Source organism: Micrococcus sp. iso_239 (assembly GCF_056173395.1).
On the sequence record NZ_CM149672.1, the window covers coordinates 1,715,004 to 1,740,449 of the forward strand.

General features: G+C 72.3%; 24 protein-coding genes. 9 read left to right on the plus strand and 15 right to left on the minus strand.

Features of this window, described 5'->3' with window-relative positions; genetic code table 11:
- Positions 1–39 precede the first annotated feature (39 nt).
- A complete protein-coding gene (locus AC0VX2_RS07900; RefSeq protein WP_036339209.1) occupies positions 40–831 on the plus strand; it encodes a DUF1003 domain-containing protein in 792 nt (263 codons plus the stop codon).
- Positions 828–1,976 carry an Mrp/NBP35 family ATP-binding protein gene (locus AC0VX2_RS07905; protein WP_036339206.1) on the plus strand — a complete coding sequence of 383 codons (1,149 nt, stop codon included), beginning with the start codon at positions 828–830 and terminating at the stop codon, positions 1,974–1,976. Before AC0VX2_RS07900 ends, AC0VX2_RS07905 begins: the two co-directional genes overlap by 4 nt.
- 48 nt (positions 1,977–2,024) lie before the next feature.
- Here the strand turns inward: AC0VX2_RS07905 and AC0VX2_RS07910 are convergent, their stop codons facing one another.
- Both AC0VX2_RS07910 and AC0VX2_RS07915 read right to left on the minus strand, forming a co-directional pair.
- On the minus strand, positions 2,025–2,633 hold the full coding sequence (locus AC0VX2_RS07910; RefSeq protein ID WP_036316486.1) for a twin-arginine translocase TatA/TatE family subunit: 609 nt from the start codon (positions 2,631–2,633) through the stop codon (positions 2,025–2,027).
- A 60-nt stretch (positions 2,634–2,693) separates the two neighbouring features.
- Positions 2,694–3,566 (minus strand): zf-HC2 domain-containing protein, encoded by an 873-nt coding sequence (locus AC0VX2_RS07915; RefSeq protein ID WP_036316484.1) that lies wholly within the window; start codon positions 3,564–3,566, stop codon positions 2,694–2,696.
- 196 nt (positions 3,567–3,762) lie between these two features.
- Between AC0VX2_RS07915 and AC0VX2_RS07920 the strand changes: the two genes are divergently transcribed.
- The gene (locus AC0VX2_RS07920) at positions 3,763–4,413 is read left to right on the plus strand and encodes an O-methyltransferase (RefSeq protein ID WP_036339203.1); all 651 of its coding nucleotides are present in this window, start codon (positions 3,763–3,765) and stop codon (positions 4,411–4,413) included.
- A gap of 78 nt (positions 4,414–4,491) precedes the next feature.
- Here the strand turns inward: AC0VX2_RS07920 and AC0VX2_RS07925 are convergent, their stop codons facing one another.
- The 3 genes from AC0VX2_RS07925 to AC0VX2_RS07935 all read right to left on the minus strand — a co-directional run bounded on the left by AC0VX2_RS07925 (position 4,492) and on the right by AC0VX2_RS07935 (position 5,987).
- Positions 4,492–4,662 (minus strand): DUF3117 domain-containing protein, encoded by a 171-nt coding sequence (locus AC0VX2_RS07925; RefSeq protein WP_002855133.1) that lies wholly within the window; start codon positions 4,660–4,662, stop codon positions 4,492–4,494.
- A gap of 180 nt (positions 4,663–4,842) precedes the next feature.
- On the minus strand, positions 4,843–5,187 hold the full coding sequence (locus tag AC0VX2_RS07930) for a hypothetical protein (RefSeq protein WP_036339289.1): 345 nt from the start codon (positions 5,185–5,187) through the stop codon (positions 4,843–4,845).
- The gene (locus tag AC0VX2_RS07935; protein WP_036339200.1) at positions 5,184–5,987 is read right to left on the minus strand and encodes an LOG family protein; all 804 of its coding nucleotides are present in this window, start codon (positions 5,985–5,987) and stop codon (positions 5,184–5,186) included. Before AC0VX2_RS07935 ends, AC0VX2_RS07930 begins: the two co-directional genes overlap by 4 nt.
- 178 nt (positions 5,988–6,165) lie before the next feature.
- Here AC0VX2_RS07935 and AC0VX2_RS07940 point away from each other — a divergent pair, with 178 nt between their 5' ends.
- The 4 genes from AC0VX2_RS07940 to AC0VX2_RS07955 all read left to right on the plus strand — a co-directional run bounded on the left by AC0VX2_RS07940 (position 6,166) and on the right by AC0VX2_RS07955 (position 9,511).
- Positions 6,166–6,900, plus strand: coding sequence for an amino acid ABC transporter ATP-binding protein (locus AC0VX2_RS07940; protein ID WP_475432825.1), 735 nt, complete (start codon positions 6,166–6,168; stop codon positions 6,898–6,900).
- A 47-nt stretch (positions 6,901–6,947) separates the two neighbouring features.
- Positions 6,948–7,841: a glutamate ABC transporter substrate-binding protein gene (locus tag AC0VX2_RS07945; protein WP_036339193.1), complete on the plus strand. Its 894-nt coding sequence runs from the start codon at positions 6,948–6,950 to the stop codon at positions 7,839–7,841.
- A 105-nt stretch (positions 7,842–7,946) separates the two neighbouring features.
- Positions 7,947–8,627 (plus strand): amino acid ABC transporter permease, encoded by a 681-nt coding sequence (locus tag AC0VX2_RS07950; protein WP_036339190.1) that lies wholly within the window; start codon positions 7,947–7,949, stop codon positions 8,625–8,627.
- Positions 8,624–9,511, plus strand: coding sequence for an amino acid ABC transporter permease (locus AC0VX2_RS07955; RefSeq protein ID WP_102708450.1), 888 nt, complete (start codon positions 8,624–8,626; stop codon positions 9,509–9,511). Before AC0VX2_RS07950 ends, AC0VX2_RS07955 begins: the two co-directional genes overlap by 4 nt.
- Positions 9,512–9,572: 61 nt before the next feature.
- Here AC0VX2_RS07955 and dapE read toward each other — a convergent pair whose 3' ends face one another.
- The gene (dapE, locus tag AC0VX2_RS07960; RefSeq protein WP_036316472.1) at positions 9,573–10,709 is read right to left on the minus strand and encodes a succinyl-diaminopimelate desuccinylase; all 1,137 of its coding nucleotides are present in this window, start codon (positions 10,707–10,709) and stop codon (positions 9,573–9,575) included.
- Between the two features lie 69 nt (positions 10,710–10,778).
- Between dapE and dapD the strand changes: the two genes are divergently transcribed.
- Complete coding sequence (gene dapD, locus AC0VX2_RS07965; RefSeq protein ID WP_475432521.1) at positions 10,779–11,744, plus strand: 2,3,4,5-tetrahydropyridine-2,6-dicarboxylate N-succinyltransferase; 966 nt, start codon at positions 10,779–10,781, stop codon at positions 11,742–11,744.
- 250 nt (positions 11,745–11,994) lie between these two features.
- On the plus strand, positions 11,995–13,002 hold the full coding sequence (locus AC0VX2_RS07970) for a PDDEXK family nuclease (RefSeq protein WP_122054469.1): 1,008 nt from the start codon (positions 11,995–11,997) through the stop codon (positions 13,000–13,002).
- Positions 13,003–13,112: 110 nt separating this feature from the next.
- On the opposite strand, the gene AC0VX2_RS07975 is transcribed toward AC0VX2_RS07970, so the two are convergent.
- The 9 genes from AC0VX2_RS07975 to AC0VX2_RS08015 form a co-directional block, all read right to left on the minus strand.
- Complete coding sequence (locus AC0VX2_RS07975) at positions 13,113–14,399, minus strand: citrate synthase (RefSeq protein ID WP_081339279.1); 1,287 nt, start codon at positions 14,397–14,399, stop codon at positions 13,113–13,115.
- A gap of 148 nt (positions 14,400–14,547) precedes the next feature.
- A complete protein-coding gene (gene dapC, locus AC0VX2_RS07980) occupies positions 14,548–15,699 on the minus strand; it encodes a succinyldiaminopimelate transaminase (protein WP_044659396.1) in 1,152 nt (383 codons plus the stop codon).
- A gap of 5 nt (positions 15,700–15,704) precedes the next feature.
- Entirely contained in the window at positions 15,705–16,031 is a 327-nt protein-coding gene (gene fdxA, locus AC0VX2_RS07985) for a ferredoxin (RefSeq protein WP_036316465.1), read from the minus strand.
- Positions 16,028–16,594: a hypothetical protein gene (locus AC0VX2_RS07990; RefSeq protein WP_119217186.1), complete on the minus strand. Its 567-nt coding sequence runs from the start codon at positions 16,592–16,594 to the stop codon at positions 16,028–16,030. The genes fdxA and AC0VX2_RS07990 overlap by 4 nt, the downstream gene beginning before the upstream one ends.
- On the minus strand, positions 16,587–18,497 hold the full coding sequence (typA, locus tag AC0VX2_RS07995) for a translational GTPase TypA (protein WP_070709618.1): 1,911 nt from the start codon (positions 18,495–18,497) through the stop codon (positions 16,587–16,589). Before typA ends, AC0VX2_RS07990 begins: the two co-directional genes overlap by 8 nt.
- Before the next feature lie 148 nt (positions 18,498–18,645).
- A complete protein-coding gene (locus tag AC0VX2_RS08000) occupies positions 18,646–20,526 on the minus strand; it encodes an ABC transporter ATP-binding protein (RefSeq protein ID WP_144820098.1) in 1,881 nt (626 codons plus the stop codon).
- The gene (locus AC0VX2_RS08005) at positions 20,523–21,713 is read right to left on the minus strand and encodes an ABC transporter permease (protein ID WP_070709048.1); all 1,191 of its coding nucleotides are present in this window, start codon (positions 21,711–21,713) and stop codon (positions 20,523–20,525) included. Before AC0VX2_RS08005 ends, AC0VX2_RS08000 begins: the two co-directional genes overlap by 4 nt.
- Before the next feature lie 5 nt (positions 21,714–21,718).
- Positions 21,719–23,239, minus strand: coding sequence for an ABC transporter permease (locus tag AC0VX2_RS08010; protein WP_036339165.1), 1,521 nt, complete (start codon positions 23,237–23,239; stop codon positions 21,719–21,721).
- A gap of 162 nt (positions 23,240–23,401) precedes the next feature.
- Complete coding sequence (locus AC0VX2_RS08015; RefSeq protein WP_036339161.1) at positions 23,402–25,264, minus strand: ABC transporter family substrate-binding protein; 1,863 nt, start codon at positions 25,262–25,264, stop codon at positions 23,402–23,404.
- Positions 25,265–25,446 lie beyond the last annotated feature (182 nt).

Genomic DNA, 25,446 nt, shown 5'->3' on the forward strand with positions numbered 1-25,446 from the left:
CCCCGCGGCCCGCCGCCGCACGACACCGGAGGTGTGAGCATGACCCAGACCGCGCGAGACCTGCGCCCGGGCCGCGGCACCGGCCTGGACACCCCGCTGAGCGCCAGCGGGCGCCGCGTGCCCCGGCTGGCCCCGAACCCGGACGCCTTCGGCGAGGCCACCGAGGGCATCGCCCGCTTCATGGGCACCCCGCAGTTCCTCGTCTGGATGACGCTGTTCTGCGCCGCCTGGCTGGGCTGGAACACGTTCGGCCCGATGGAGTGGCGGTTCGACTCCGCCGAGCTCGGCTTCACCGCGCTCACGCTCATGCTCTCCCTCCAGGCGTCCTACGCCGCACCCCTGCTCCTGCTGGCGCAGAACCGCCAGGACGACCGGGACAAAGTCGCGCTGCGCGAGGACCGTGACCGCGCCGAGCGCAACCTCGCCGACACCGAGTTCCTCACCCGCGAGATCGCCGGTCTGCGGCTGGCCGTCCAGGAGGTCGCCACGCGCGACTTCGTGCGCGGCGAGCTGCGCGGCGTCCAGGACGACCTCAGGGACGACCTCCGCGAGGCGCTGCGCGCCGAGCTGCGGGAGGAGATCCGGGAGGAGATCCGGGAGGAGATCCGGGAGGAGCTGCGCGCCGGCCTCCCGGGCGCCGAGGCCCAGCCCCGCAAGAACAAGAAGACCAAGGGCCGCGGCCGGGATGCGCGGCGCGGCGACGCCGGCGCCGAGCCCACGACCACCACGCTCGCCACCCTCGCGGCCCAGGAGGCCCGCGAGGCCGGGGGGTCCGGTCCGGCGGCCGGTACCGCCGACGGTGCGGGCCCGGTGGACGGGGGCGGCCGATGAGCGCCCTGGGCCTGCCCGTGCCCGAGGTCCGCACCGACCTCGAGCGCCGGGTGCTGGAACGGCTCGCCACGGTCCAGGACCCCGAGATCCGCCGCCCGATCACCGACCTCGGCATGGTGGAGTCGGTCGTGGAGACCGCCCCGGGCGTCGTCGAGGTCGCGGTCCTGCTCACGATCGCCGCGTGCCCCCTGCGCGGGACGATCCAGACGGACGTGGCCGCCGCCGTCGCCGTCGTGCCCGGCTGTGAATCCGTGGACGTTCGCGTCGGGGTCATGGAGCCCGAGCGCCGCCTGGCGCTGCAGGACGCCCTGCGCGCGACTCGGCCGACGAACCCGTTCGGGGAGGGGACGCTCACGCGCGTCCTCGCGGTGGCCTCGGGCAAGGGCGGCGTGGGCAAGTCCTCGGTCACGGCCAACCTCGCGGTCGCGCTCGCCGCGCGCGGGCTCGCCGTCGGCCTGATCGACGCGGACGTGCACGGCTACTCCATCCCCGGGCTCCTGGGCGTGACCGGCACCCCGACGAAGCTGGACCGGATGATCCTGCCCCCCGTGGTGCGGGACGTGAAGGTCATCTCGATCGGCATGTTCCTCGACGCGGACCGACCGGTGGCCTGGCGCGGGCCGATGCTGCACCGCGCGCTCGAGCAGTTCGTCACGGATGTGCACTGGGGCGACCTGGACGTCCTGCTCGTGGACCTGCCCCCGGGCACCGGGGACATCGCGATCTCGACGGCGCAGCTGCTGCCCGCCTCGGAGCTGCTCGTGGTGACCACGCCGCAGCACGCCGCCGCGCAGGTGGCCGCGCGCGCCGGTCAGCTGGCGGAGCAGACGGGCCAGACCGTGGCCGGCGTCGTGGAGAACATGGGGCCGATGACCCTGCCAGACGGCACCGTCCTGGATGTGTTCGGGACCGGCGGCGGCGCCGAGGTGGCGGAGCGGCTGTCCGGGGTGCTGGACACGCAGGTGCCGCTGCTGGGCACCGTTCCCCTGGACCCGGCGCTGCGCGCGGGCGGCGACGCCGGCGAACCCGTGGTGGTGTCCGCGCCGGAGAGCCCCGCGGGCCGGGCGCTGACGCAGATCGCGCAGCGGGTGGCCGTGCGACCGCGCGGGCTGGCCGGGCGACCCCTGCCGTTCACCCCTCGCTGACCTCGGGTGCCGGCGCCCCGGCCGGGGCACCCGACGCGCGCGACGGCGTCAGGTCGCGTCGACGTCGAAGGGGGCGGGCGCCAGCCCGAGCAGCTCGAGGGGGTCCGGTTCGGTCTCGACGGCGGCAGGACGCTCCTCTGCGAGGGCCTCGGCGCGGCCGGAGGCCATCAGGGCTGCGGCGGCACCGCCCACGGCGGCCGCCCCCGCGGCGGGCGCGGTGGACCGAGTCTGTGCGGCGGCGACGGACTCCGCGGCGGCGGTGCTGCCGCCCCCGGCGGGGCGGCGGAAGAGCGTGCGCGGATCCATGTCCGCCAGGTCCTGGTGGGTGAGGCCGCCGTGCACGTCCTCGGCGCTGATGCCCGTCGCCTGCGCCGCCCGGGACGCGGGCGTGGACGAGCCGTCGGCGGGCTCGCGGAGCGCGTCGCGGATGATGCGGCGCGGGTCGTACTGGCGGGGGTCGTACTTGCGCCAGTCCACCTCGTCGAAGTCCGTGCCGGTCTCCTCCTTGAACTGCGCCTTGGCACCCTCGGCCTTGTCGCGCATGACGCGCAGCCAGTCGGTGAAGGCGCGCGTGTACTCGGGGAGCTTCTCCGGCCCGAGGATGACGATCGCGAGCACCGCCAAGATGATGAACTCGCTGCCGTTGATACCTAACACCCTCCGAACTCTACTAGAGCGGCACCGCCCCACAGCCCGGAGCCGCGGGGGCGGGGCGGCTCAGCCGCGGGGGCGCGGCACGGCGTCCGCGATGCGTTCGAGGCCTCGCTCGAGGCGCTCCTCGACGGCGTCTCCGCCGCCCAGCTCGAGCACCCGTGCCCGCTCGGAGACCAGCAGGTGGGTGAGGACCGCGTCCGCGCGCTCGTCCGGCAGGGTGGCCTCCACGCGGTAGGCGGCCTGCGGCGTGGTCAGCTCGGCCGTCCAGCCGTCCTCGCCCCCCGCCGGGACGATCCGGTAGACGCCGCCGCCGGCCAGTCGACGCTCCTGCGCCCCCGTGCTCAGGGGCGCGGTCGAGGCACAGCCCTCCGGGGCGGCTCCCACGATCCGGGGTCGGCACTCGCGGACGGTCACGGTCGGCTCGTCCCGACCCCAGCCGACGACGACCTCCACGTCCTCGGCCGTCTGGGCGGTGTCCACGGTGAGCGGCTCCAGGCCGGCCCCCACGAGGGAGGGCACCGTCCAGCCCTGACCCCGCAGCTCCGCGACGGTTCCGCGCCGGTCCGTCGACGCGGTCCCGGCTGCCGGCAGGGCGACGGTGTCCGTCGGGGTCGGGGCCGTGCGCACGGCCGTGGCGCGGGGCGCGCCGGCCACCCAGACCGCGGTGAACAGCCCGCCGAGCAGGACGACGAAGGTGAGCAGCCCCACCACGAGGCGGCCGGAGACGCCGCGGGCGCGCAGCACCGGGGCGACGACGGCGCCCGCCGGACGCTGGTGCACCGTGCGGGCGGCGTCGAGCACGCGGGCCCGGGCCTGGACCGTGGCGCGGCACTCGGGGCAGCGGTCCAGGTGGCGGGCGATGCGCGCCCGGGACGCGGCGGGGAGGGCGCCCTCGAGGTAGGCGTCCATGTGGCGCTGGGTGTGTCGACGTCCCATGCGGCCACCTCCTCGGTCCTCGCGTCCTCGGCCCGGCGAACGGCCTCCCACATGGCGGGAGCCGGTTCGTGCCATCTCCCATCATCGGCCCGCCTCCTGGGAGAACTCTGGGTCGCGGCCGCGTGCCGACCCGTACACTGGCCCGCGTCGCCCGTGCCGCGGGCGAGGTCCCGCCGTCGTCGTCCCGGAGTCACCCATGAGCGCCCTGCAGCCCCAGCCCACCGACAAGCACGCGTCCTGGGCCTGGTCGGAGAGCCGGGCCACCGAAGACGACGTCGTCCTGCGCGCCCGCGAGCGCGCCGCCGAGCTGGAGGTGCCGCCGGTGAGTGAGGGGACGGCGGCCCTGTTGACGGTGCTGGCGGCCACGCGTGCCCCCGCGGCGGTCGTGGAGGTGGGCACGGGCGCCGGCGTCTCGGGTCTCGCCCTGATGCGCGGTCTGCCCGAGCGCACGGTCCTCACCACCGTGGACCCGGACGCGGAGGCACAGCGCGCGGCCCGCGAGGCGTTCTCGGAGGCCCGCCTGCCCACGAGCCGCACCCGCATGATCACGGGGCGCTCCCGGCTCGTCCTCCCCCGGCTCACGAGCGGCGCCTATGAGATGGTCCTGGTGGACGGGGACCCGGCCGCACGTCAGTTCGACGTCGAGCAGGCCGCGCGCATGCTCGCCCCCGGCGGCGTGCTCGTCGTGGTGGACGCCCTCGACGGCGACCGCGTTCCCCGGCCCGCCGTGCGCGACGAGTCCACCGTGTCCGCCCGGGCGGTGGACCGCCTCATCCGGGAGGACGAGCACTGGCTGTCCGCCGTCGTCCCCTCCGGCACGGGCGTGCTGATCGCGGTGCGCCGCTGATCCGCGGCGGGGACGCGGATGCGGACGCCCCGCGCACCGTGACGGTGCGCGGGGCGTCCGCGTCGAAGGGGTCAGGGCTCAGGCCTGGATGACGCCCTCGAGGCACTCCTTGAGCTCGCGGGCCTCGTCCGCGTTGATCTCCAGCACGAGACGGCCGCCGCCGTCGATCGGCACGCGCATGATCAGGCTGCGCCCCTCCTTGGTCACTTCCATGGGACCGTCCCCGGTGCGGGGCTTCATGGCGGCCATTGCGACTTCCCTTCTGGATGATGTTCCCGTCACGGCGTCCGGTGACCGCGGGAGCGGGCACTGTCCGGACGCCTCCGGCGCCCCCGCACGCGAGCGTGCGCGAGGCCGGTCACATCACCATTATCGCGGATTCCGCGTGCTCGCGCCAAACGATGGCCCGCACCGAGCCCGGCCCGCGACTCAGGCACGCCCCGCCGGATCGCTCCGGGACGGGTCGGCGGCCTCGAGCTCGGCCACCCGGGCCCGCAGGGCGGTCACCTCGTCCTCGCGCTGCGCCAGGGCGTCCCGCAGCCGCAGCAGGACGGCGTCCACCTGGTCCCGCTGGTAGCCGGGCACCGCGACGGCCAACCGCAGCAGGTCGACATCCGCCGCGCGCGGCCGCTCCGGCAGCAGCACGGGGTGCCCCGGCGTCCGCCCGGCCGGGTCGTCGGCCCGGAGCGTGAGCCGGCCCGCGAGGGCGGCGGCCAGGGCCGCCAGCACGACGACGAGCACGGCCACCAGGACGATCCACTGCGGCCCGCTCACGCGTCGGCCCTCCCCGCCGAGCGGAGCACGCACGCGACGGCCTCCTCGGCCGTGTCCACGAGGTGGAACAGGTCCGGGTCCTCGGGCGAGATCATGCCGCGCTCCACGAGCGTGCCGCGGATCCAGTCCACAAGCGGGCTCCAGAAGCCGCGGTCCACGAGGACCACGGGGAAGCGGGTGACGGTGCCGGTCTGCACGAGGGTGAGGGCCTCGAAGAGCTCGTCCAGGGTGCCGAGGCCGCCGGGCAGCACGATGAACCCCTGCGCGTACTTGAGGAACATGACCTTACGGACGAAGAAGTAGCGGAAGTCCACGCCCACGTGCACCCAGGGGTTCAGGCCGGTCTCGAACGGCAGCTCGATGCCCAGGCCCACGGACTCTCCACCGGCCTCGTGGGCGCCCCGGTTGGCGGCCGCCATGGTGCCGGGCCCCCCGCCGGTGATGACCGTGTACCCGGCCTGGGCCAAGCGGCTCCCGACCTCGTGGGCCAGGGCGTACTCGGCGCTGCCCTCGGGCGTGCGCGCCGAGCCGAACACGGAGACCGCGGGACCCAGCCTCGCGAGGGTGCCGAAGCCCTCCACGAACTCCGCCTGGATGCGCAGGACACGCCAGGCCTCGGACGTCGTCGAGGTGACGTCGGCGGCGGGGCGTGCCGCGTCGCCGGGCCGCCGGCCGTCGAGGAGGAGCTGGTCGAACGTGGGGGTGTGCGCCGCCTCCCCGCGCAGGACCTGCCCGCCGCGGCGGACGCGCTGGGGCGCGGCGGCGACGTCGCCGCCCGAGGGGTGCTCATGTGGGGCCATGGCGTCAGCCTAACGAGCCGGCGGGCCGCCAGGGCCGGCGTCGCACGGCGCACCCCGCCGGGTGTGGCGTGCGCTATATTCCATTGGCATGACGCAGATCACGCCTGAGCAGCCCCACGGCGCCCACCTCCCCGACGAGGCCGGTGTGCGGCGCCGTCGCGGTGCCGCGGGCGATGACCTGATCGTCCTCGAGGGCGTCAACAAGCACTTCGGCGACTTCCACGCCCTCCGACAGATCGACCTGCGGATCCCGCGCGGCCAGGTGGCGATCGTCCTCGGCCCGTCCGGCTCCGGCAAGTCGACGCTGTGCCGCACGATCAACCGGCTCGAGACCATCGACGACGACGGCGGCCGCATCCTGGTCGACGGGCGGCCGCTCCCCACCGAGGGCAGGCAGCTCGCCCAGCTGCGCGCCGAGATCGGCATGGTCTTCCAGTCCTTCAACCTCTTCGCGCACAAGTCGATCCTGGAGAACGTGACCCTCGGGCCCATCAAGGTCAAGGGCAAGCGTCGGGCGGACGCCGAGCGGCACGCCATGGAGCTGCTCGAGCGCGTGGGCGTGGCCCAGCAGGCGAGGAAGATGCCGGCCCAGCTCTCCGGCGGGCAGCAGCAGCGCGTGGCCATAGCCCGCGCCCTGGCGATGGAGCCGAAGGCCCTGCTCTTCGACGAGCCGACCTCCGCCCTCGACCCTGAGATGGTGCAGGAGGTCCTCGACGTCATGGTCCAGCTCGCCGAGGGCGGGATGACCATGGTCGTGGTCACCCATGAGATGGGCTTCGCCCGCAAGGCCGGGGACCGCGTGGTCTTCATGGCCGACGGCGCCATCCTCGAGGACACCGACCCCGACACCTTCTTCACGAACCCCCAGCACGAGCGCGCCCAGGACTTCCTGGGCAAGATCCTCGCGCACTGACCCCGTCCCCCGTCGCACCCCACCGCACCGAACCAGAGGAGAGCACCATGCTCCGCACGAAGCTCCTGACCCTGTCCGCCGTCACGGCCGCGGCCGCCCTGTCCCTCACCGCCTGCTCCCCCTCCTCGTCGCAGGGCGGCGGTGGCGACGCCGCCGGCTCGTCCTCGGCCGGCGAGTCGACGTCGTCCGGCTCCGGCGAGAGCCTGCGCATCGGCATCAAGTTCGACCAGCCGGGCCTGGGCTACCGCGAGGGCTCGGCCCAGCCCACCGGCTTCGACACGGACGTGGCCCGCTACGTGGCGGGCAAGCTCGGCGTGGCCGAGAAGGACATCGAGTGGGTCCAGACCCCGTCCGCGAACCGGGAGAACGCCCTGGAGAACGGCGAGGTCGACATGATCTTCGCGACGTACTCCATCACGGACGCCCGCAAGGAGCGCGTCGACTTCGCGGGCCCGTACTTCGTGGCCGGCCAGGACCTGCTGGTCCGCGCGGACGACACCGCGATCACCGGCCCCGAGTCCCTCGACGGGAAGAACCTCTGCTCCGTCACCGGCTCCACCTCGGCTCAGAAGATCAAGGACCAGTTCGCCTCCGGCGTGAACCTGGTGGAGCAGGGCGGCTACGCCGAATGCGTGACCTACCTCGAGTCCGGCCAGGTGGACGCCGTGACCACGGACGACATCATCCTCGCGGGCTTGGCCGCCGCCGACGCCAACAAGGGCAAGTTCAAGGTCGTCGGCAACACCTTCACCACGGAACGCTACGGCGTCGGCCTGCCGAAGGACTCGGAGCACTGCGAGGACATCAACGAGGCCATCAAGGAGATGAAGGACTCCGGCGAGTGGAAGAAGGCCCTCGAGTCCAACACCGAGGGCACGGGCTACACCTACGACGAGACGCTGAACTCCGGCAAGGACGCCGAGTTCGAGCCCTGCGCCTGACGACCTCCGCCGCCGGTCGGGCCGGGGACGTGACCTGAACGGTCACCCTCGGCCCGCCCGGCGGCTCCCCTGCCCGTCAGCCCCGTCCCGACCCTCGGAGAAGTCATGGAATCGATCTCCTCGCTCCTCGCGGACTACGGCGCGGACATCCCGCTCGCGTTCTGGACGAACATCAGGCTCGCGTTCCTCGCGACCCTCGGCTCGTTCGCCCTCGGCGTGGTGCTCGCCCTGTTCCGCATCTCGCCCGTCCCCTCGCTGCGCGCCCTCGGCACCGGCTACGTCAACGTGGTCCGCAACACCCCGCTGACGATCATCATGCTGCTCGGCGTGCTCGCCGTCTGGGGGCAGCTGAAGATCAGCTTCTCGTCCGACTTCACGCTGAACTTCTTCATCTACGCCGTGATCGCCCTCTCGCTCTACCACGCGGCGTTCATGTGCGAGGCGATCCGCTCCGGCGTCAACACCGTCCCCCTCGGGCAGGCCGAGGCCGCCCGCTCCATCGGCCTGGGCTTCCTGCCTGCGGCCCGCCACGTGATCCTGCCCCAGGCGCTGCGCGGGGCCATCACCCCGCTGGGCAACACCGTGATCGCGCTGACCAAGAACACCACCGTCGCCGCTGCGGCGTCGGTGGCGGAGGCCTCGGGCCTGATGAAGCGCATGATCGAGTTCAGCCCGGACGTGATGGTGGCGATCTTCCTGACCTTCGCGATCGGCTTCTGCCTGATCGTCATCCCCATCGGCCTGCTGACCACGTGGGCCTCGGAGAAATGGGCGGTGGCCCGATGAGCGCCCAGGCCTCCGTCCTCTTCGACGCCCCGGGTCCCATCGCCCGCCGGAGGATCCTCCTCGCCAACCTCGTCGCCCTCGCCGCGGTGCTGGCCGTGGCGGTGCTCGTGCTGATCCAGATGAACGCCACCGGCCAGCTCTCCGGCCGCCGCTGGCTGGCCGCCGTCGACGGCGACGCGTGGCGGAACTACTACCTGCCGGGCCTGCAGTTCACCCTGCAGGCCGCGGGCATCGCCGTGGTCTCCTCCGTGGTGTTCGGCCTGGTGTTCGGCTTCCTGCGGCTGGCCCCGGTCGGCCCGGTGCGCTGGCTGGCCGCCGTCGTCGTGGAGTTCTTCCGGGCCGTGCCGGTGCTCGTGATGATGGTGTTCTTCTACCAGCTGTTCGCACAGGTCGCGCGCTCCGGGGCGATCCAGCCCCAGGACGGCCCGTACTACGCGGTGATCGCGGCGCTGACCCTGTACAACGGGTCTGTGATCGCGGAGCTGGTGCGCTCCGGGGTGCGCTCGCTGCCGCGCGGCCAGCGCGAGGCGGCCGCGGCGGTGGGCATGACGAGCACCCAGTCCCTGCGGCTCGTGGAGGTGCCTCAGGCCCTCATCGCCATGCTGCCGTCGCTGCTGAGCCAGTTCGTGGTGATCCTCAAGGACTCGGCGCTGGGCTACCTCATCGGCTTCTTCGAACTCCTGCATTACGCCCGCCAGCTCGGCTCCGGCAACGGCAACATCCTGCAGTCCCTCGTGGTGGCCGCGATGATCTTCATCGTGATCAACTCCCTCCTCACCTGGGCGGCCACCCGGCTCTCGCGGCGGCTGTCGTCGCGGACGGCCGGCGACGCCAGCGCCCCCACGACCCCGCGCGTCGGGGCGCCCACGGACACAGCGGGCTGACCGGGCGGCGGGCGAGGCGGGCCCGCGGGTCGGGCGGCTGGCACCGGCCGACGTCGTCGGGTCAGCCGGCCAGCCAGGCCGTGAGCGCCGCGAGGCACGCGTGGACCGCCTCGCGGGACACGTGCTCGTCGTCCGTGTGGGCCAGCAGGGCGTCTCCGGGGCCGAAGTTGACCGCGGGCACGCCCAGCTGGGAGAACCGGGCCACGTCCGTCCACCCGTACTTGGGCTGGGGCTCTCCCCCGACGGCGGCGACGAACGCGGCGGCGGCCGGTCGGTCCAGACCGGGGCGGGCGGCGGGCGAGGCGTCGTCGATCCGCACTTGGGCGTCCCAGTCCACGCCGGCCCCCTCCAGCACCGCGCGCACGTGCGCGTGGGCCTGCTCGAGGGTCTTGTCCGGAGCGAACCGGTAGTTCAGTTCCACGGACGCCTCGTCCGGGATGACGTTGCCCGCGACGCCGCCGGCCACGCGGATCGCGTGCAGCCCCTCGCGGTACTCCAGGCCCTCCACCGTGACCGTGGCCGGCTCGTACGCCGCCAGGGCGGTGAGCACGGGGGCCAGCTTGTGGATCGCGTTGTCGCCGCGCCAGGCGCGGCCCGAGTGCGCCGCGACACCGGAGAAGGTGACGCGGTACCGGCACGTGCCGTTGCAGCCGCCCTCCACGACGCCGTCGGTCGGCTCGAGCAGCACCGCGAAGTCGCCCTCCAGCAGCTCGGGGGCCTGGCGGGCCACGCGGGCGAGGCCCGAGAGGTCCGAGGAGACCTCTTCGTGGTCGTAGAACACCCACGTGACGTCGTGCACGGGGGTCGGGCCGTCCGCGCGGCCGAAGCGGCCGGCCAGGGCCAGCTGCACGGCGACGCCGGACTTCATGTCCACGGCCCCGCGGCCGTACAGCACGTCCCCGTCCCACGCCGAGGGCACGGTCCCGCGCGAGCCCGGCACGGTGGGCAGGGGCACCGTGTCCAGGTGCCCGGCGAGGATCACGCGGGTCGGCCGCCCCAGAGCGGTGCGGGCGACGACGGCGTCCCCGAACCGCCGCACCTCGAGGCCGCCGAGGGCGCGCAGGGCATGCTCGACGGCGTCGGCCAGCGGCCCCTCCTCCCCTGAGACAGAGCGCACGTCCAGCAGGGTGGCAGTGAGCGCCGCGACGTCGAGGTCCGGATCGGCGAGGTCGGGCAGGGACACGGGGGTGAGACTCATGTGTCCAGTCTACGGACGCGCCTCTCGCCGCCCTGCAGCGTGCCCCGGCCGCTCATTAGGCTGAGGCGCATGACCCAGACCGCCGCACAGCAGCCCTCCCCCCGTCTCGTCTCCGGCCACGGCCTGGCCACCACCGCCGCCAACGGCGCCGTCCTGGATGTGTGGTTCCCCACCCCCGTGGCCGGCCCGCTATCCGCTGCGGACGCCTCGCTGCGCGACACCCTGCGGGCCCTCGCCGCGGACGACGCGGACCGCGGAACCACGCAGGCCGTCGTCGAGCTGGAGGTCGACCTGGACGCCGCCCCGGCCTCCACCGCGGACGCGTGGCTGCGCCTGCACGCCCTCTCGCACCGCCTGGCGCGGCCGAACGAGCTCAACCTCGACGGTGTCTTCGGGCTGCTCACCAACGTGGTGTGGACGAACCACGGCCCCTGTGCGGTCGCCGACTTCGAGCTGACGCGGGCGAGGCTGCGTGCCCGCGGCGCCGTGCAGGTGTACGGCGTGGACAAGTTCCCGCGCATGACGGACTACGTCGTGCCCTCCGGGGTGCGCATCGGCGACGCGGACCGGGTGCGCCTGGGCGCCCACCTGGCCGAGGGGACGACCGTGATGCACGAGGGCTTCGTGAACTTCAACGCGGGCACCCTGGGGCATTCGATGGTGGAGGGCCGGATCTCAGCCGGCGTCGTGGTGGGCGACGGGTCCGACGTCGGAGGCGGCGCGTCCATCATGGGCACGCTCTCCGGCGGCGGTACCCAGCGGATCGTGATCGGCGAGCACGTGCTGCTCGGCGCGAACTCCGGCGTGGGCATCTCCGTCGGCGACGACTGCGTGGTCGAGGCCGGTCTGTACGTCACCGCAGGCACGCGCGTGAGCGTGCTGCAGGACGGCGAGGCGGCGCGGACCGTGAAGGCCGTGGACCTCTCCGGCGTGCCGAACCTGCTGTTCCGCCGCAACTCCACCACGGGCGGGGTCGAGGCCCTCCCCCGCGCCGGCCGGACCGTCGAACTGAACGCGGCGCTGCACGCGAACTGACCCGGCGCACCCGGCTGCCAGCCCGCGACCCTTCCCTCCGCGCCGCGTTTGGGGGCGATTTCCGGTGGTATCCCGTCGGGATAACGCCCACTATCGCCCCCGGAGCTCCACGGCGGTCCGGGGGCGGGGCGACGACGGCGGCACGCGGCGCGGGCCGTCGGCTCCTGCACAGCAGCGCCCGCCCCGCGCGTCATCCCCGTGCCGCGGCCAGCGCGCCCCGGGCGCCCCGCCGGCGTCGTCCGATGGGTGCATGCCGCGCGTCGTGACTCCTCTGCCGCCCGACCAGCCCGCCGTCCTGTTGGCCACGGACCTGGCCCGACTGGGGCTGCCGCCCGACCGCGCCCGCCGGTCGGACCTGGAGCGGGTCGGACAGGGCTTCCACCGGCAGCGGGCGCACCCTGGCACGGGATGGGCCGACCTGGGCCTGCCCGAGCCCGGGCACGGCTTCTCCCCCGATCACCTTGCCGCGCTTCTGCGCCGACGCCCGGATGCCGTCCTCTCCCACGAGACCGCGGCCCACCTGCACGGTCTGCCGATGCCCGCGCGTGCCTGGCGGCGGCGCGACCCGGCGACCGGCGAGCTCGACGTCGACCCGCCGGTTCACCTCACCGTGGCCCGGGGGACACGACGCGTCCGGCGGGCTGGTCTGATGGACCACCGGCGGCCGCTGGCGCCCGAGTTCGTCACGCACGTGCACGGCCTGCGCGTCACCACGGTCGATCGCACCTGGCTGGACCTGTGCTCCCTGACTCCCCCGTGGACGTTCGAGGACCTCGTGGCCGCCGGGGACCACGCCGTCCGGCACCCGTGGACGCCCGCGGGCCGGACGGATCCGGCCACCACGATCGCCGCGCTGCGGTCGGCGCTGCACGCGTCCGGACGCTTCCACGGCCGCCCGGCCGCCCGGGAGGCGCTGGATTCCGTTCGCGTCGGGGCGGACTCGCCGCCCGAGACCCGCCTGCGCCTCGCCCTCGTGGCCGGCGGGCTGCCGGAGCCGGGGCTGCAGGCCGCGCTCGAACCCGAGGACCCCTTCTCCCCCGTGGCCGACGTGGCCTACCGTCACGTGCGCCTGGCCCTGCAGTACGACGGTGCGGGGCACCGCACGCGGGAGCAGCAGGCGCGCGACGCCCGCCGGGACCGCTACGGGCAGGCGCGCGGCTGGACGACGCTCCGCGTCACCTGGGCCGATGGGCGCGAGGACTTCCGTGGCGTCGTCGCGGTGGTCCGACGCCGCCTCGGCCACTCCGCCTCGACATGAAGACGCTCCGGCGAACGCATTGGGGGCGGTTTCGGGTGGTATTCCGTCGGAATACCACCCGAAACCGCCCCCAAACGCAGGGTCAGCGCCCCAGGGTCAGCGCCCCCGGGTCAGCGCTGCGGGTACTGGCGCAGCTGCTCGCCCACGTAGATCTGGCGCGGGCGGCCGATCTTGGTGGCCGGGTCCTCCATGAGCTCGCGCCACTGGGCGATCCAGCCGGGCAGGCGGCCCAGGGCGAAGAGGACGGTGAACATCTTCTCCGGGAAGCCCATGGCCTTGTAGATCACGCCGGTGTAGAAGTCGACGTTCGGGTAGAGCTTGCGCTCCACGAAGTAGTCGTCGGCGAGGGCCTTCTCCTCGAGACGCTGGGCGATCTCCAGCAGCTCGTCGTTGCCGCCCATCTTGCCCAGGATGTCCTCGGCGGTCTTCTTGATGATCTTGGCCCGCGGGTCGTAGTTCTTGTACACGCGGTGCCCGAAGCCCATCAGACGGACGCCGTCCTCCTTGTTCTTCACCTTCTCCATGAAGTCCTCGGGCGTGATGCCCTCCGACTTGATCTTCCGGAGCATGTTCAGCACGGCCTCGTTGGCGCCACCGTGCAGCGGGCCGTAGAGGGCGTTGATGCCGGCGGACACCGAGGCGAACAGGTTGGCCTGGGTGGAGCCGACCAGGCGCACCGTGGAGGTGGAGGCGTTCTGCTCGTGGTCGGCGTGCAGCATGAGCAGCAGGTCGAGGGCCTTGACCACGTCCGGGTCGATGTCATATTCCTCGGCCGGCACGCCGAAGCACAGGCGGAGGAAGTTCTCCACGTAGTTCAGCGAGTTGTGCGGGTACATGAACGGCTGGCCCAGCGACTTCTTGAACGCGTAGGAGGCCAGCACCGGCAGCTTGCCGAGCAGGCGCACGGTGGAGATGTGGACCTGCTCCGGGTCGTGGGGGTCCAGGGAGTCCGGGTAGAACGTGGACAGCGCGGACACGGAGGAGGACAGCACCGGCATGGGGTGCGCATCCCGCGGGAAGCCGTTGAAGAACAGCTTGAGGTCCTCGTGCACCATGTTGTGGCGCAGGATGTTGGTCTCCCAGGCCTCCAGGGTCTCCTTGGACTCGGGCAGCTCGCCGTAGATCAGCAGGTAGGCCACCTCCATGAAGGAGGAGTGCTCGGCGAGGTCCTCGATGGCGTAGCCGCGGTAGCGCAGGATGCCCTGGTCGCCGTCGATGTACGTGACGGCCGACTTGGCGTTCGCCGTGTTCATGAAGCCCGGGTCGTAGGTGACGTCGCCGGTCTCCTTCAGGAGCGGGGCGATGTTGATGCCGTTGTTGCCCTCTGTGGCGTGCTCGACGCCCAGGTCCAGGCTCTGCTCGCCGACGGTCAGCCGGACGGACTCGTGATGGGTCACGGGTGTGCTCCCTCGTCTTGTCTTCTCGATGGCCCGGGTTCGCACGCCCATGTGGGCGCGCCCACGCGGGGACGACTCTGCTCCAAACTATCAAGGACCGGCCCGGGACGCGCGGTCGCTTCCCCCGACGACGGCCCCCGACCCCGGCTCAGCCGGTCCGCGGCCCGCGGGCGGTGAGTCTCGCCGCGGCCCGGGCGACCGCCTCGTCCGTGGCGGTGATCGCCACGCGGACGTAGCCGTCGCCGCCGGCACCGTAGAACACGCCGGGCCCGGCGATGATGCCCAGGTCCGCCAGTTCGCCCAGCAGGTCCCACGAGTCCTGCGCCGTGGCGTCGGCCGGGTCCAGGTCCGCCCGCCGGGTCCACAGGTACAGCCCCGCCTCGGAGTGGTCCACCGTGTGGCCGGAGGCCTCCAGCGCGGTGCGCAGCGCGTCCCGACGGCGGCGGTAGCGGTCCTTCTGCTCCGCGACGTGCGCGTCGTCGGCCAGGGCCACGGCCATCGCATGCTGCACCGGGGCCGGCACGATCATGCCCGCGTGCTTGCGGGTGTTGACCAGGGTCGCCACGAGCTGCGGATCCCCCGCGGCGAACGCGGCGCGGTAGCCGGCGAGGTTGGACTGCTTGGACAGCGAGTAGACGCTCAGCAGGCCCGTCAGGTCGCCGCCGGAGACCTCGTCGGACAGGATGCAGGGCACGACGGCCCCGTCCCACGCGTCCCAGCCGAGCTCGGCGTAGCACTCGTCCCCGCACACCACGGCGCCCACGCCACGGGCGGCGTCGACCGTGCGGCGCAGCGCCGCGGCGTCCAGCACGGCACCGGTGGGGTTGGCCGGCGAGTTGGTCCACACGAGGCGCACCCGCTCACGCACCTCGGGCGCCAGCGCGTCGAGGTCGTCCGCGGCCACGGCCTCCGCCCCGGCCAGCAGCGCGCCCACCGCATAGGTGGGGTAGGCGGCCTCGGGGTGGACGACGACGTCGCCTGCACCCAGCCCGAGCAGCGTGGGCAGCCACGCGATGAACTCCTTGGACCCGACCGTGGGCACCACGGCCGCCGGGTCCAGCCCGGACACCCCGCGGCGCCGGGCGTACCAGTCGACGACCGCGCGGCGCAGGGCGTCCGTGCCGTGCGTCGTCGGGTAGCCGTGCGCGTCGGCGGCCTCGGTCAGGGCCCGGCGGATCAGCGCCGGCGTCGGATCCACGGGCGTGCCGATGGACAGGTCCGCGACACCGTCCGGGTGGGCGGCGGCACGCTCACGGTAGGGGGTGAGCGTGTCCCACGGGTAGTCCGGCAGCGTCAGCATGGGGCTCAGGCGTCCGCGTTCTGCAGGGGCAGAGCGGAGATGATCGGGTGGTCCTTGGCGATCATGCCCAGCTTGGCGGCGCCGCCCGGGGAGCCCAGGTCGTCGAAGAACTCGACGTTGGCCTTGTAGTACTCGGCCCACTCCTCGGGGGTGTCGTCCTCGTAGTAGATGGCCTCGACGGGGCACACCGGCTCGCACGCACCGCAGTCGACGCATTCGTCCGGGTGGATGTAGAGCATGCGCTCACCCTCGTAGATGCAGTCCACGGGGCATTCGTCGATGCACGCCTTGTCCTTGACGTCCACACACGGCAACGCGATCACGTAGGTCATGGCTGACCGTCCACCTCTCTCTGGGCACGGGGTTGCGGGGCTGCGGTCCAGGGTACTCGCTCCCCCGGACGCGTTTCGCGGGCGGTCACAGTGGCCCGGCGGGGGCGCGTGGCGGCCTCGGCGGCCTCCGCGGGTCGGCGGTCCAGCCGCCGGCCCGCGGCCAACAGGACCATACCGAGCGCCGGCTGGCCGACGTTCCAGGCCACGGAGGCGACGACGGCGCCCGGCGCCGCCGCCCACAGGCCGGCCGTCCAGGACAACCCCAGGGCGTCGTCCACCGGCAGGCGCTGCAGGGCCAGGACGACGGTGAACGCGCCGGCGACGACCGCGGCCCCCGCCGGCAGGGCGCGCCCGCCGCGGCCCGCGCGTCGGACCATCCACCAGCGCTGTGTCGAGCCCACGAGCACAAGCGCCAGCACCGCACCCCAGGGCAGGGTCCAGCCGCCCGGCAGGGAGGCCAGGTTCAGATGGACGGCGGTGCCGAGCGCGCCGGCGACGACGCCGAGCAACGCCCCGCCCACCACGTCGGCGGGCCGGGCGCGGCGGCGGGGACGCTCAGGCACGGGCGCGGGCGCGCGCGGCCTTCAGGCGCTCATTGGCGTCCAGGACGACCTTGCGGATGCGGATGTCCTCGGGGGTGATCTCCACGCACTCATCCTCGCGGGCGAACTCGAGGGACTCCTCCAGGGTGAGCCGGCGCGGGGGCGTCAGGCCCTCGAACGACTCGGAGGAGGCCGCACGCATGTTGGTGAGCTTCTTCTCCTTGGTGATGTTCACGTCCATGTCGTCGGCGCGCGAGTTCTCGCCCACGATCATGCCCTCGTACACCTCGGCGCCCGGCTGCACGAAGAAGGTGCCGCGCTCCTGCAGGTTGATCATGGCGAACGGCGTGGCGGAGCCCGCCCGGTCGGCCACGAGGGAGCCGTTGGTGCGGTACTCGATCTCACCGGTCCACGGCTCGTAGCCGGCCGCGTAGGAGGAGGCGATGCCCGCGCCGCGGGTCTCGGTGAGGAAGCGGGTGCGGAAGCCGATCAGGCCGCGGGCCGGGACCAGGAACTCCATGCGGATCCAGCCCGTGCCGTGGTTGGACATCTCCTGCATGCGGCCCTTGCGGGCGGCCATGAGCTGCGTGACCGCGCCCATGAACTCCTCGGGGATGTCGATGGTCATGCGCTCCATCGGCTCGTGGACCTTGCCGTCCACGGTCCGGGTGACCACCTGCGGCTTGCCCACGGTGAGCTCGAAGCCCTCGCGGCGCATCTGCTCCACGAGGATGGCCAGGGCGAGCTCGCCGCGGCCCTGCACCTCCCACGCATCCGGGCGTTCGGTGGGGAGCACCTTGAGCGAGACGTTGCCGATCAGCTCCTTGTCCAGGCGGTCCTTCACCTGGCGGGCCGTGACCTTGGCGCCCTTGACGCGGCCGGCCAGCGGGGAGGTGTTGATGCCCACGGTCATGGAGATGGCCGGGTCGTCCACCGTGATCAGCGGCAGCGGCTTCGGGTTCTCCGCGTCGGTGAGGGTCTCGCCGATCATGATGTCCTCGATGCCGGCGACGGCGACGATCTCGCCCGGGCCGGCCTCCTCCGCGGGCACGCGCCCGAGGCCCTTGGTGGCCAGCAGCTCGGTGATCTTCACGGTCTTCAGGGCGCCGTCCTGGCGGGCCCACGCGACCTGCTGGCCCTTGCGAAGGGTGCCGTTGAAGATGCGCAGCAGCGCGAGGCGGCCGAGGAACGGGGAGGCGTCCAGGTTGGTGACGTGCGCCTGGAGGACCTCGCCCTCGGTGTAGGACGGGGCCGGGATGTGCTCCATGATCACGTTGAAGAGGGCCTCGAGGTCCTCGGCCTCCGGCAGGGCGCCGTCGGCGGGCTGGGTCAGGGAGGCGCGGCCGGCCTTGCCCGAGGCGTAGACGACGGGGACGTCCAGCACCGAGTCGAGGTCCAGGTCCGGGTCCTCCTCGGCCAGGTCCGAGGCCAGGCCGAGCAGCAGGTCCATGGAGTCGGAGACGACCCCGTCGATGCGCGCGTCGGGGCGGTCCGTCTTGTTGACCACAAGGATCACGGGCAGCTTGGCCGCGAGGGCCTTGCGGAGCACGAAGCGGGTCTGGGGCAGCGGGCCCTCGGAGGAGTCCACGAGCAGCACGACGCCGTCCACCATGGACAGGCCGCGCTCCACCTCGCCGCCGAAGTCGGCGTGGCCGGGGGTGTCGATCACGTTGATGGTGACGGTCTCGCCCTCGGGGGCGGACGGGCCGGAGTAGAACACCGTGGTGTTCTTGGCGAGGATCGTGATCCCCTTCTCCTTCTCCAGGTCCCCGGAGTCCATGACCCGCTCGGCGACGTCGCCGTGCGTGTTGAAGGCACCGGTCTGGCGCAGCATGGCGTCCACCATCGTGGTCTTGCCATGGTCCACGTGGGCCACGATGGCCACGTTGCGCAGATCGGAGCGGCGGGTTTCGGTCGAGGTCATGGGCGTCCTGTCCGGTTCGACATCAAAGGGGTGGAGGCACACGACGACGGCGGCCCCCGTGCGATTGTACGCGCAGGGGCCGCCGTGGACAGGCGGGCCGGTGGGCCCGGGGTCGGCGGCGGGACGCGCCCGCCGCCGACCCGCGCGGTCAGTAGACGCCCTCGCCGAGGGAGGCGAGGAACTCGCGGCGCTCCTGGCGACGCTCCGCCTGCTGGTCCGGGTCCGGCACGGGCGCCGCCGCCAGGAGGCGACGGGTGTACTCCTCCTTCGGACGGTGGAGCACCTCCTCCGTGGGGCCCTGCTCCACCTGGCGGCCGTCCTTGAGGACGAGCACCTTGTGGGCCAGCATGTCCACCACCGCGAGGTCGTGGGACACGAACAGGCACGCGAACTCGTAGCGCTGCTGCAGCTCCGCGAACATGTCCAGCACGGCGGCCTGGACGGACACGTCCAGGGCCGAGGTCGGCTCGTCCGCGATGAGCACCTGGGGGTCCAGGGTCAGGGCGCGGGCGATGGAGATGCGCTGGCGCTGACCGCCGGAGAGCTCGTGCGGGTACCGGTTCACCACGGAGCGCGGCAGACGCACCGCGTCCAGCAGCTCCTCGGCGCGGGCCAGGCGCGAGCGCCGGTCCCCCACCTTGTGCACGACCATCGGCTCGGTGATGATGTCGCCGATCGGGAACCGCGGGTCCAGCGAGGCCGCCGGGTCCTGGAAGACCACGCCGATGTTCTTGCGCAGGGCGCGCTGCTCGGCCTTGGGCATCGTCGCCAGGTCGTGGCCCTGGATGCGCAGCGAGCCCTCCGCGATGGTGAGCAGGCCGAGCACCGACTTGGCGATGGTGGACTTGCCCGAGCCGGACTCGCCCACCAGGCCCAGGATCTCGCCCGGGGCCACCTGGAAGCTGACGTCGTGGACCACGCGGTTCTTCTTGCCGCGGTGGTCGTACTCGAGGTGGAGGTTCTCCGCCTCGATCGCGTACCGGGCCTGCGTCTGCGTGGCCGTGACCGGCTCCGGCTCCGCCACCTCGAGGGGCACGCCGAGGCGCGGCACCGCCGAGAGCAGCTTCTGGGTGTACGGGTGCCGGGCGTGCTGGAGCACCTGGTGCACCGAGCCCTGCTCCACGAGCTCGCCGTGGAGCATCACGCACACCCGGTCCGCCATGTCCGCCACCACGCCCATGTTGTGCGTGATGAGCAGGATGCCGGTGTTCATCTTGTTCTTCAGGGAGCGCAGCAGCTCCAGGATCTCGGCCTGGACCGTCACGTCGAGCGCCGTGGTGGGCTCGTCCGCGATGATCACCTTCGGCGAGCAGCTGATCGCCATCGCGATGACGATGCGCTGGCGCTGGCCGCCCGAGAACTGGTGGGGGTACTGCTTGAGCCGGGTGGCGGCGTCGGGGATGCCCACCATGGTGAGCAGCTCGACGGCGCGCTTGTCCGCCTCGGTGCCGTAGGCGATGCCGTGCAGCTCGAGGGCCTCCGTGAGCTGGTCGCCCACGGTGAGGACGGGGTTCAGGGCCGTCATGGGCTCCTGGAACACCATCGCCACCTCGTCGCCGCGGATGTCGCGCAGCTGCCCCGGGGTCATGGTGAGCACCTCGCGGCCGGCCAGCTGCACGGAGCCGGTGATGTCCGCATTGCCCGGGAGCAGGCCCATGGCGGTGGCGCTCGTGACGGACTTGCCGGAGCCGGACTCGCCCACGAGGGCGACGACCTCGCCGGGCTTGACGTCGAACGTCACGCCCTTGACCGCGTGCACCTCGCCGAACTCGGTCGCGAACTTCACGTCCACGTCGCGGAAGGCGAGCACCGGCTCGCCGCCCAGGTCGTCGTGGCGGGCCACGACGCCCATCGCGCTCGTCGCGGGGCCCGGAGGCACGCCGCCGGCGCCGGAGGAGCCGGGCACGGCGGCGCCGCGCGCCTCGAGGTCGGCCGACGACGCCGCGTGCGAGCCCTGCCCGCCGGCGGTCACGTCGTTCTGGTTCTTCTTGCCGAACATGGATCGGCCTTTCTTGTCGTTCGCGCTCATCGCTGACCGTCCTCGTCCGCGTCGGAGATCCGTGCGGATCCGCCGGCCGCCTCCACGGGGGCCTCGATCCGGCCGGCCGTCGGGGCCGCGGCCAGACCGCCCGCCGTCGTCGCACCGGCCTCGGTGGCGGCCGCGCGGCGGCCGAAGAAGCGGGGCCTGCGGTGGGCGCCCGCACCCTGGCGCGGGTCGAAGGCGTCGCGCAGGCCGTCACCGAGGAAGTTCACGGACAGGGCGATCGCCAGGATGATCATGCCGGGCCACCAGAACAGCCACGGACGGGTGGTGAACGCGTTCTGATAGTCGGAGATGAGCAGGCCCAGAGACGAGTCCGGCGCCTTCACGCCGAAGCCGAGGAAGGACAGCGAGGTCTCCAGCAGCACCGCGCCCGCGATCGCGAACGTCGCGTTCACGACGATCACGCCGATCGTGTTGGGCAGCAGGTGCTTGAAGATCAGGCGGCCCGGCTTGGCGCCCATGGCGACGGCGGCCGCCACGAACTCCTTCTCGCGCAGGGACAGGACCTCGCCGCGCACGAGGCGGGCCAGGGACGTCCAGGACACGAGGCCGAGCACCACCGCGAGCGGGAGGATGCCCATCTTCATGCCGCTGGCCATCTGGCCGAGCACCGCGGCGAGCACGAGCAGCGGGATGACGATGATCAGGTCGGTCAGGCGCATCAGCACGGAGTCGACCCAGCCGCCGAAGTACCCGGACACGGCGCCGACGATCGCGCCGATCACGGTGGAGAGCAGGCCCACGATGGCCGCGATGATCATGGACTGCTGGGTCCCGCGCATCACGAGGGCGAAGTAGTCCTTGCCCGTGGTGTCCTGGCCGAAGGGGTGCTCGCCCCAGCGGAGGCCCTCGCCCCCGAAGGCCTGCGGCACGACCGACAGCGTCGGGCGACCGCCGTTCACCACGGAGGCCGCGGCCGTGTAGGACTTGTCCCACCAGCCGGGGATGCCGGCGAAGCCGATGGAGGAGAACGCCATCAGCGTGATGAAGACCAGCACGATCAGGGAGATCATCGCCGCCCTGTGGCGGAAGAACCGCTTGCGGACCAGGGCGCCCTGGGAGTAGGACTTCCCGGCCTTGGCGCGGAGCTTGGCGTCCTCCGCCTCCGCAAGGTCGAAGATCTGCTTCTCGTCGAGCTGCGCGCCCGTCATCGAGGAGTTGTTGGTGGTCATCTGGCTCACACTCGAATCCGGGGGTCGAGGACGGCGTAGAGCACGTCCGCCACGAGGTTCATCAGCACGGCGGCGGTGCCCGTCACGAGGAAGAACGCCATCACGGGCATGGGGTCCACGTCGCGCAGGCCGGTGGCGAACAGCTCGCCCATCCCCTTCCAGCCGAACACCTGCTCCGTGATCACGGCGCCGCCGATCAGGCCGGCGAAGTCGAAGGCCATGATCGTGGTGATGGGGATCAGGGAGTTGCGGAACGCATGCTTCAGGATCACCTGGCGCTCCGGCAGGCCCTTGGCGCGCGCGGTGCGGATGTAGTCCTGGCGCGAGACCTCGAGCATGGAAGAGCGCGTGTACCGCGAGTACGTGGCCACCGAGATGATGGTCAGCAGGATGGTGGGCAGCAGAAGCTGCGCACCGCGGTCCAGGAACACCACCCAGAAGTGGGCGTCCAGGTTCGGGGTGCCCGAGCCGATCGTGGAGATCGGGCGCGGCTTGACCTTCAGGAAGGTCGGCCAGTAGTTCATCAGGTGTTCCGCCACGATCGCCACGCCCATGATCAGGGCGGTCACCAGCGAGGCAGACACGGCCGAGCCCTTGGAGAAGCCGCCGAGCAGCCGGCCCACCAGGATGGCCACCAGCACGAGGATGACGCCGAGGCCGGCCAGCAGCAGTGCGGACGGCGTCCGCCACAGCAGGCCGTAGGTGGCGTAGTAGGCGACGAGGCCGATCGCGACCGTGACCAGAGCGGCCTTGAGGACCGACCGGTTGCGCAGACCGGAGATCACCGCGGTGGCGCCGACGGCGGCGGCCAGGCCGATGACCAGCTGCACGACCGGGCCCATCTGCGGATGCCGCCAGAAGTCGACGGCGAACAGCACCCAGCCGGCGAGGAGGATGAACGCGGCGGTGGCGCCGAACGTGAAGGCGCGCCGCCTGAGGTCGCCCGCCATGACGGCCTGCAGGACCAGGCCCGCGAGGACGGCGACCCCGATGAGGAGGGGCCAGTTCAGCTCGGGGCTGCGGATCCAGTCGTTGAACCGGATCCCCATGTACTCCTTCAGGAGCACGGCCGCCCAGAACACGGGCAGCGAGAAGAAGAGGAAGATCAGGAACGTGACCACGTAGTCGAGGCCGGAGTACTGGCGGATCGCGGTGACGATGCCGATCGCGATGCCGATGATGATCGCCAGGACGGTCGCGAGCACCACGAGGCGCAGCGTGGAGGCCGCGGCGTTGCTCAGCAGGTCGGCGACGGACTGGCCGTTTCGGCTGAGGCCGAGGTCGCACTGACCGGTGACGCAGCCGCCGATGCCCTGGAGCCAGTCCCAGTACCGGGCGTACCAGGGCTGGTCCAGCCCCATGAACGCGGTGCGGGCGGCGATGAGGGTCTCGCGGTTGGGGTTCTGTGACTCTCGCAGGTCCTGGAGGGGGTCACCCGAGTGGGCCACGAGGAAGAAGAGCAGGATCGACGCGCCGAACAGCACCAGGAGGGAGCTGCCGAGGCGCTTGAGGATGAATTTCAGCACAACAGGGGGTGACCTTCCGTGCGCGTGCAAGGGAAAGGGAGGGGTGCGGGTTCGCCGCGGTTCACGGCCAGAGCCCGGCCGGTGCCCGGCCGGGCTCTGTCCTCGATCCCGACGCCGGCGGTCCGCGGGAGGCGGACCGCCGGGTCAGAGGTCAGCGGGGTGTCACTCCTGGACGCGGACCCACTGCTCCACGTTCCACAGCGCACCCGACTGGGCGGCGGTGTCGCGCACGTTGGCGACGTCGGCCTTGTGGCCGACCAGACCCGGGTGAGCGTACAGCGGGATGGCCTGGAAGTCCTCCCACAGCAGCTTCTCGATGGTCTTGACCTGCTCCAGCTGCTCGTTCTCGTCCAGCGAGGTGGCGAGCTTGTCCCAGGCCGCGTCCACCTCGGGGTTGTTGTAGCTCTGCTGGTTCTGGGCGCCGTCCGACTGGTAGATGTTCGCGCCGGAGGCCTTCTGGCCCGAGCCGGCCCAGGCGAAGAGGGCGGCGTCGTAGTCACCGGCCGGCATGACCTCCTTGAAGAACACCGGCGAGTTGGCGTCCTGCACGTCGAAGCCGGCCTGGTCGCAGGAGCTCTTGATGAGCGCGACGGTCTCGGTGCGACGCTGGTTGCCGGCCTGGTAGCCGAGGCGGACCGTGGGCTTGGAGACGCCCGACTTCTCGACGAGCTCCTTGGCCTTCTCGATGTTCGGCTGGTCCATCTCCTTCGGGTAGGCCGCGTCCACGACCTCCTGGTACTTGTCCTGGAAGGGGAAGACCTCGCGCAGGTTCATGACCTGGGCGTCCGCGTAGATCGGCTTGATCAGGTTGTCCACGATCTGCTGGCGGGGCAGGCAGAGGGCGAAGGCCTCGCGCAGCTCCGGGGAGTCCGCGAAGACCGAGCCCTCGCCGCGGTTGTAGTCCACGTGCTCCCAGGTCAGCTGGTCACCGGTCTGGACGTTGACGTCCTCGCCGAGGCCCTCGAGCTGCTGGAGGGTGTCCACGGTGGCCTGCGGCTCGATGACGTCGAGGTCGCCGTTCTGCAGGGCCTGCACGTGGGTCTTCGGGTCGGCGAAGCGGAGGACGAGCTCCTTGGTGGCCGCCGGGGTGCCCCAGTACTCGGGGTTGGCCTCAAGGGTGATGGACTGGCCGGCCTGCCAGCCGCCGTCCTTGAACTTGTAGGGGCCCATGGAGGGCACCAGCGAGGCGTCCGGCAGCTCGCCGGGGCTGAAGTCCCAGCCGTCGTTCCAGAACTCGGCCGCCGGGGTGAGCGCCTCGACGTCCTTCTCCTTCGCGGCGGTGACGAGCTCCTCGAAGCTCATGCCCGCCTCCTTGGCGACGATGTGCGCCGGCAGCGCGGTGCTGATGAGGATCTCCCAGTCCGCGTAGGGCTCCGGGTAGGTGACGGTGAACTCCTTGCCGTCGGCCTCGCCCTCGGGCGCCTCCGGGATGTACTTGCCCTGCTCGAAGGAGATCGAGTCGAACAGCGGGGTCTCGGCACCCTCGGCCTTGATCGTGTCGTTGTTCGCGGCCCAGTGGACGATGAAGTCGCCCGCGGTGACGGGGGTGCCGTCGGACCACTTGGCGTCGTCGCTGATGGTGTACTTCACGGTCAGCGGGTCGTCCGAGGTCTTCTCGTACGTGCCGAAGTCCTTGTCCGGGATGATCGAGCCGTCGGTGCCGAAGTACCAGAAGGACGAGAACATGCGGTCCGCGACGGCCGAGTTGTACGTGGTGTACGTGTTCGACTGCAGGCCGTTGTAGGACAGGAAGTCGTCGGCGCCCACCGAGTACGCGATGGAGCCGTCCTGGGTCTTGACGTCGCCCAGGTCGGCCTTCCCCGGCCCGGAGGCCTCGGCGGTGAGCTTCTGACCCTTGTCCCCTTCGATGACGTTGCCGGCGCCCGAGTCGCCGCCCTGGCTGGCGCCGGAGGCGCTGTTGCTGCTGGAGTCGCCTGCATTGCCGCCGCCCGGGGCGCACGCGGAGAGGATGAGGGCCGAGCCGGCGGCCAGGGCCGCGGCAGCGGAGAGCTTCGTGTACTTCATGGAAGGTGCTTCCGTTCATGAGAGGTGCAAGGACGTCGCGCGCCCGCATCCCTGTGGGGACCTGGTGGTGCGAGACGACCCCCGGGCCGTTCCGTCGAGACGGGACGTTCCGTGAGATGGAGCACACTGTAGCGGGAACATTCAGGTTCGCGAAAGTCCGAATCTGGATCCGTCCCGTCCGT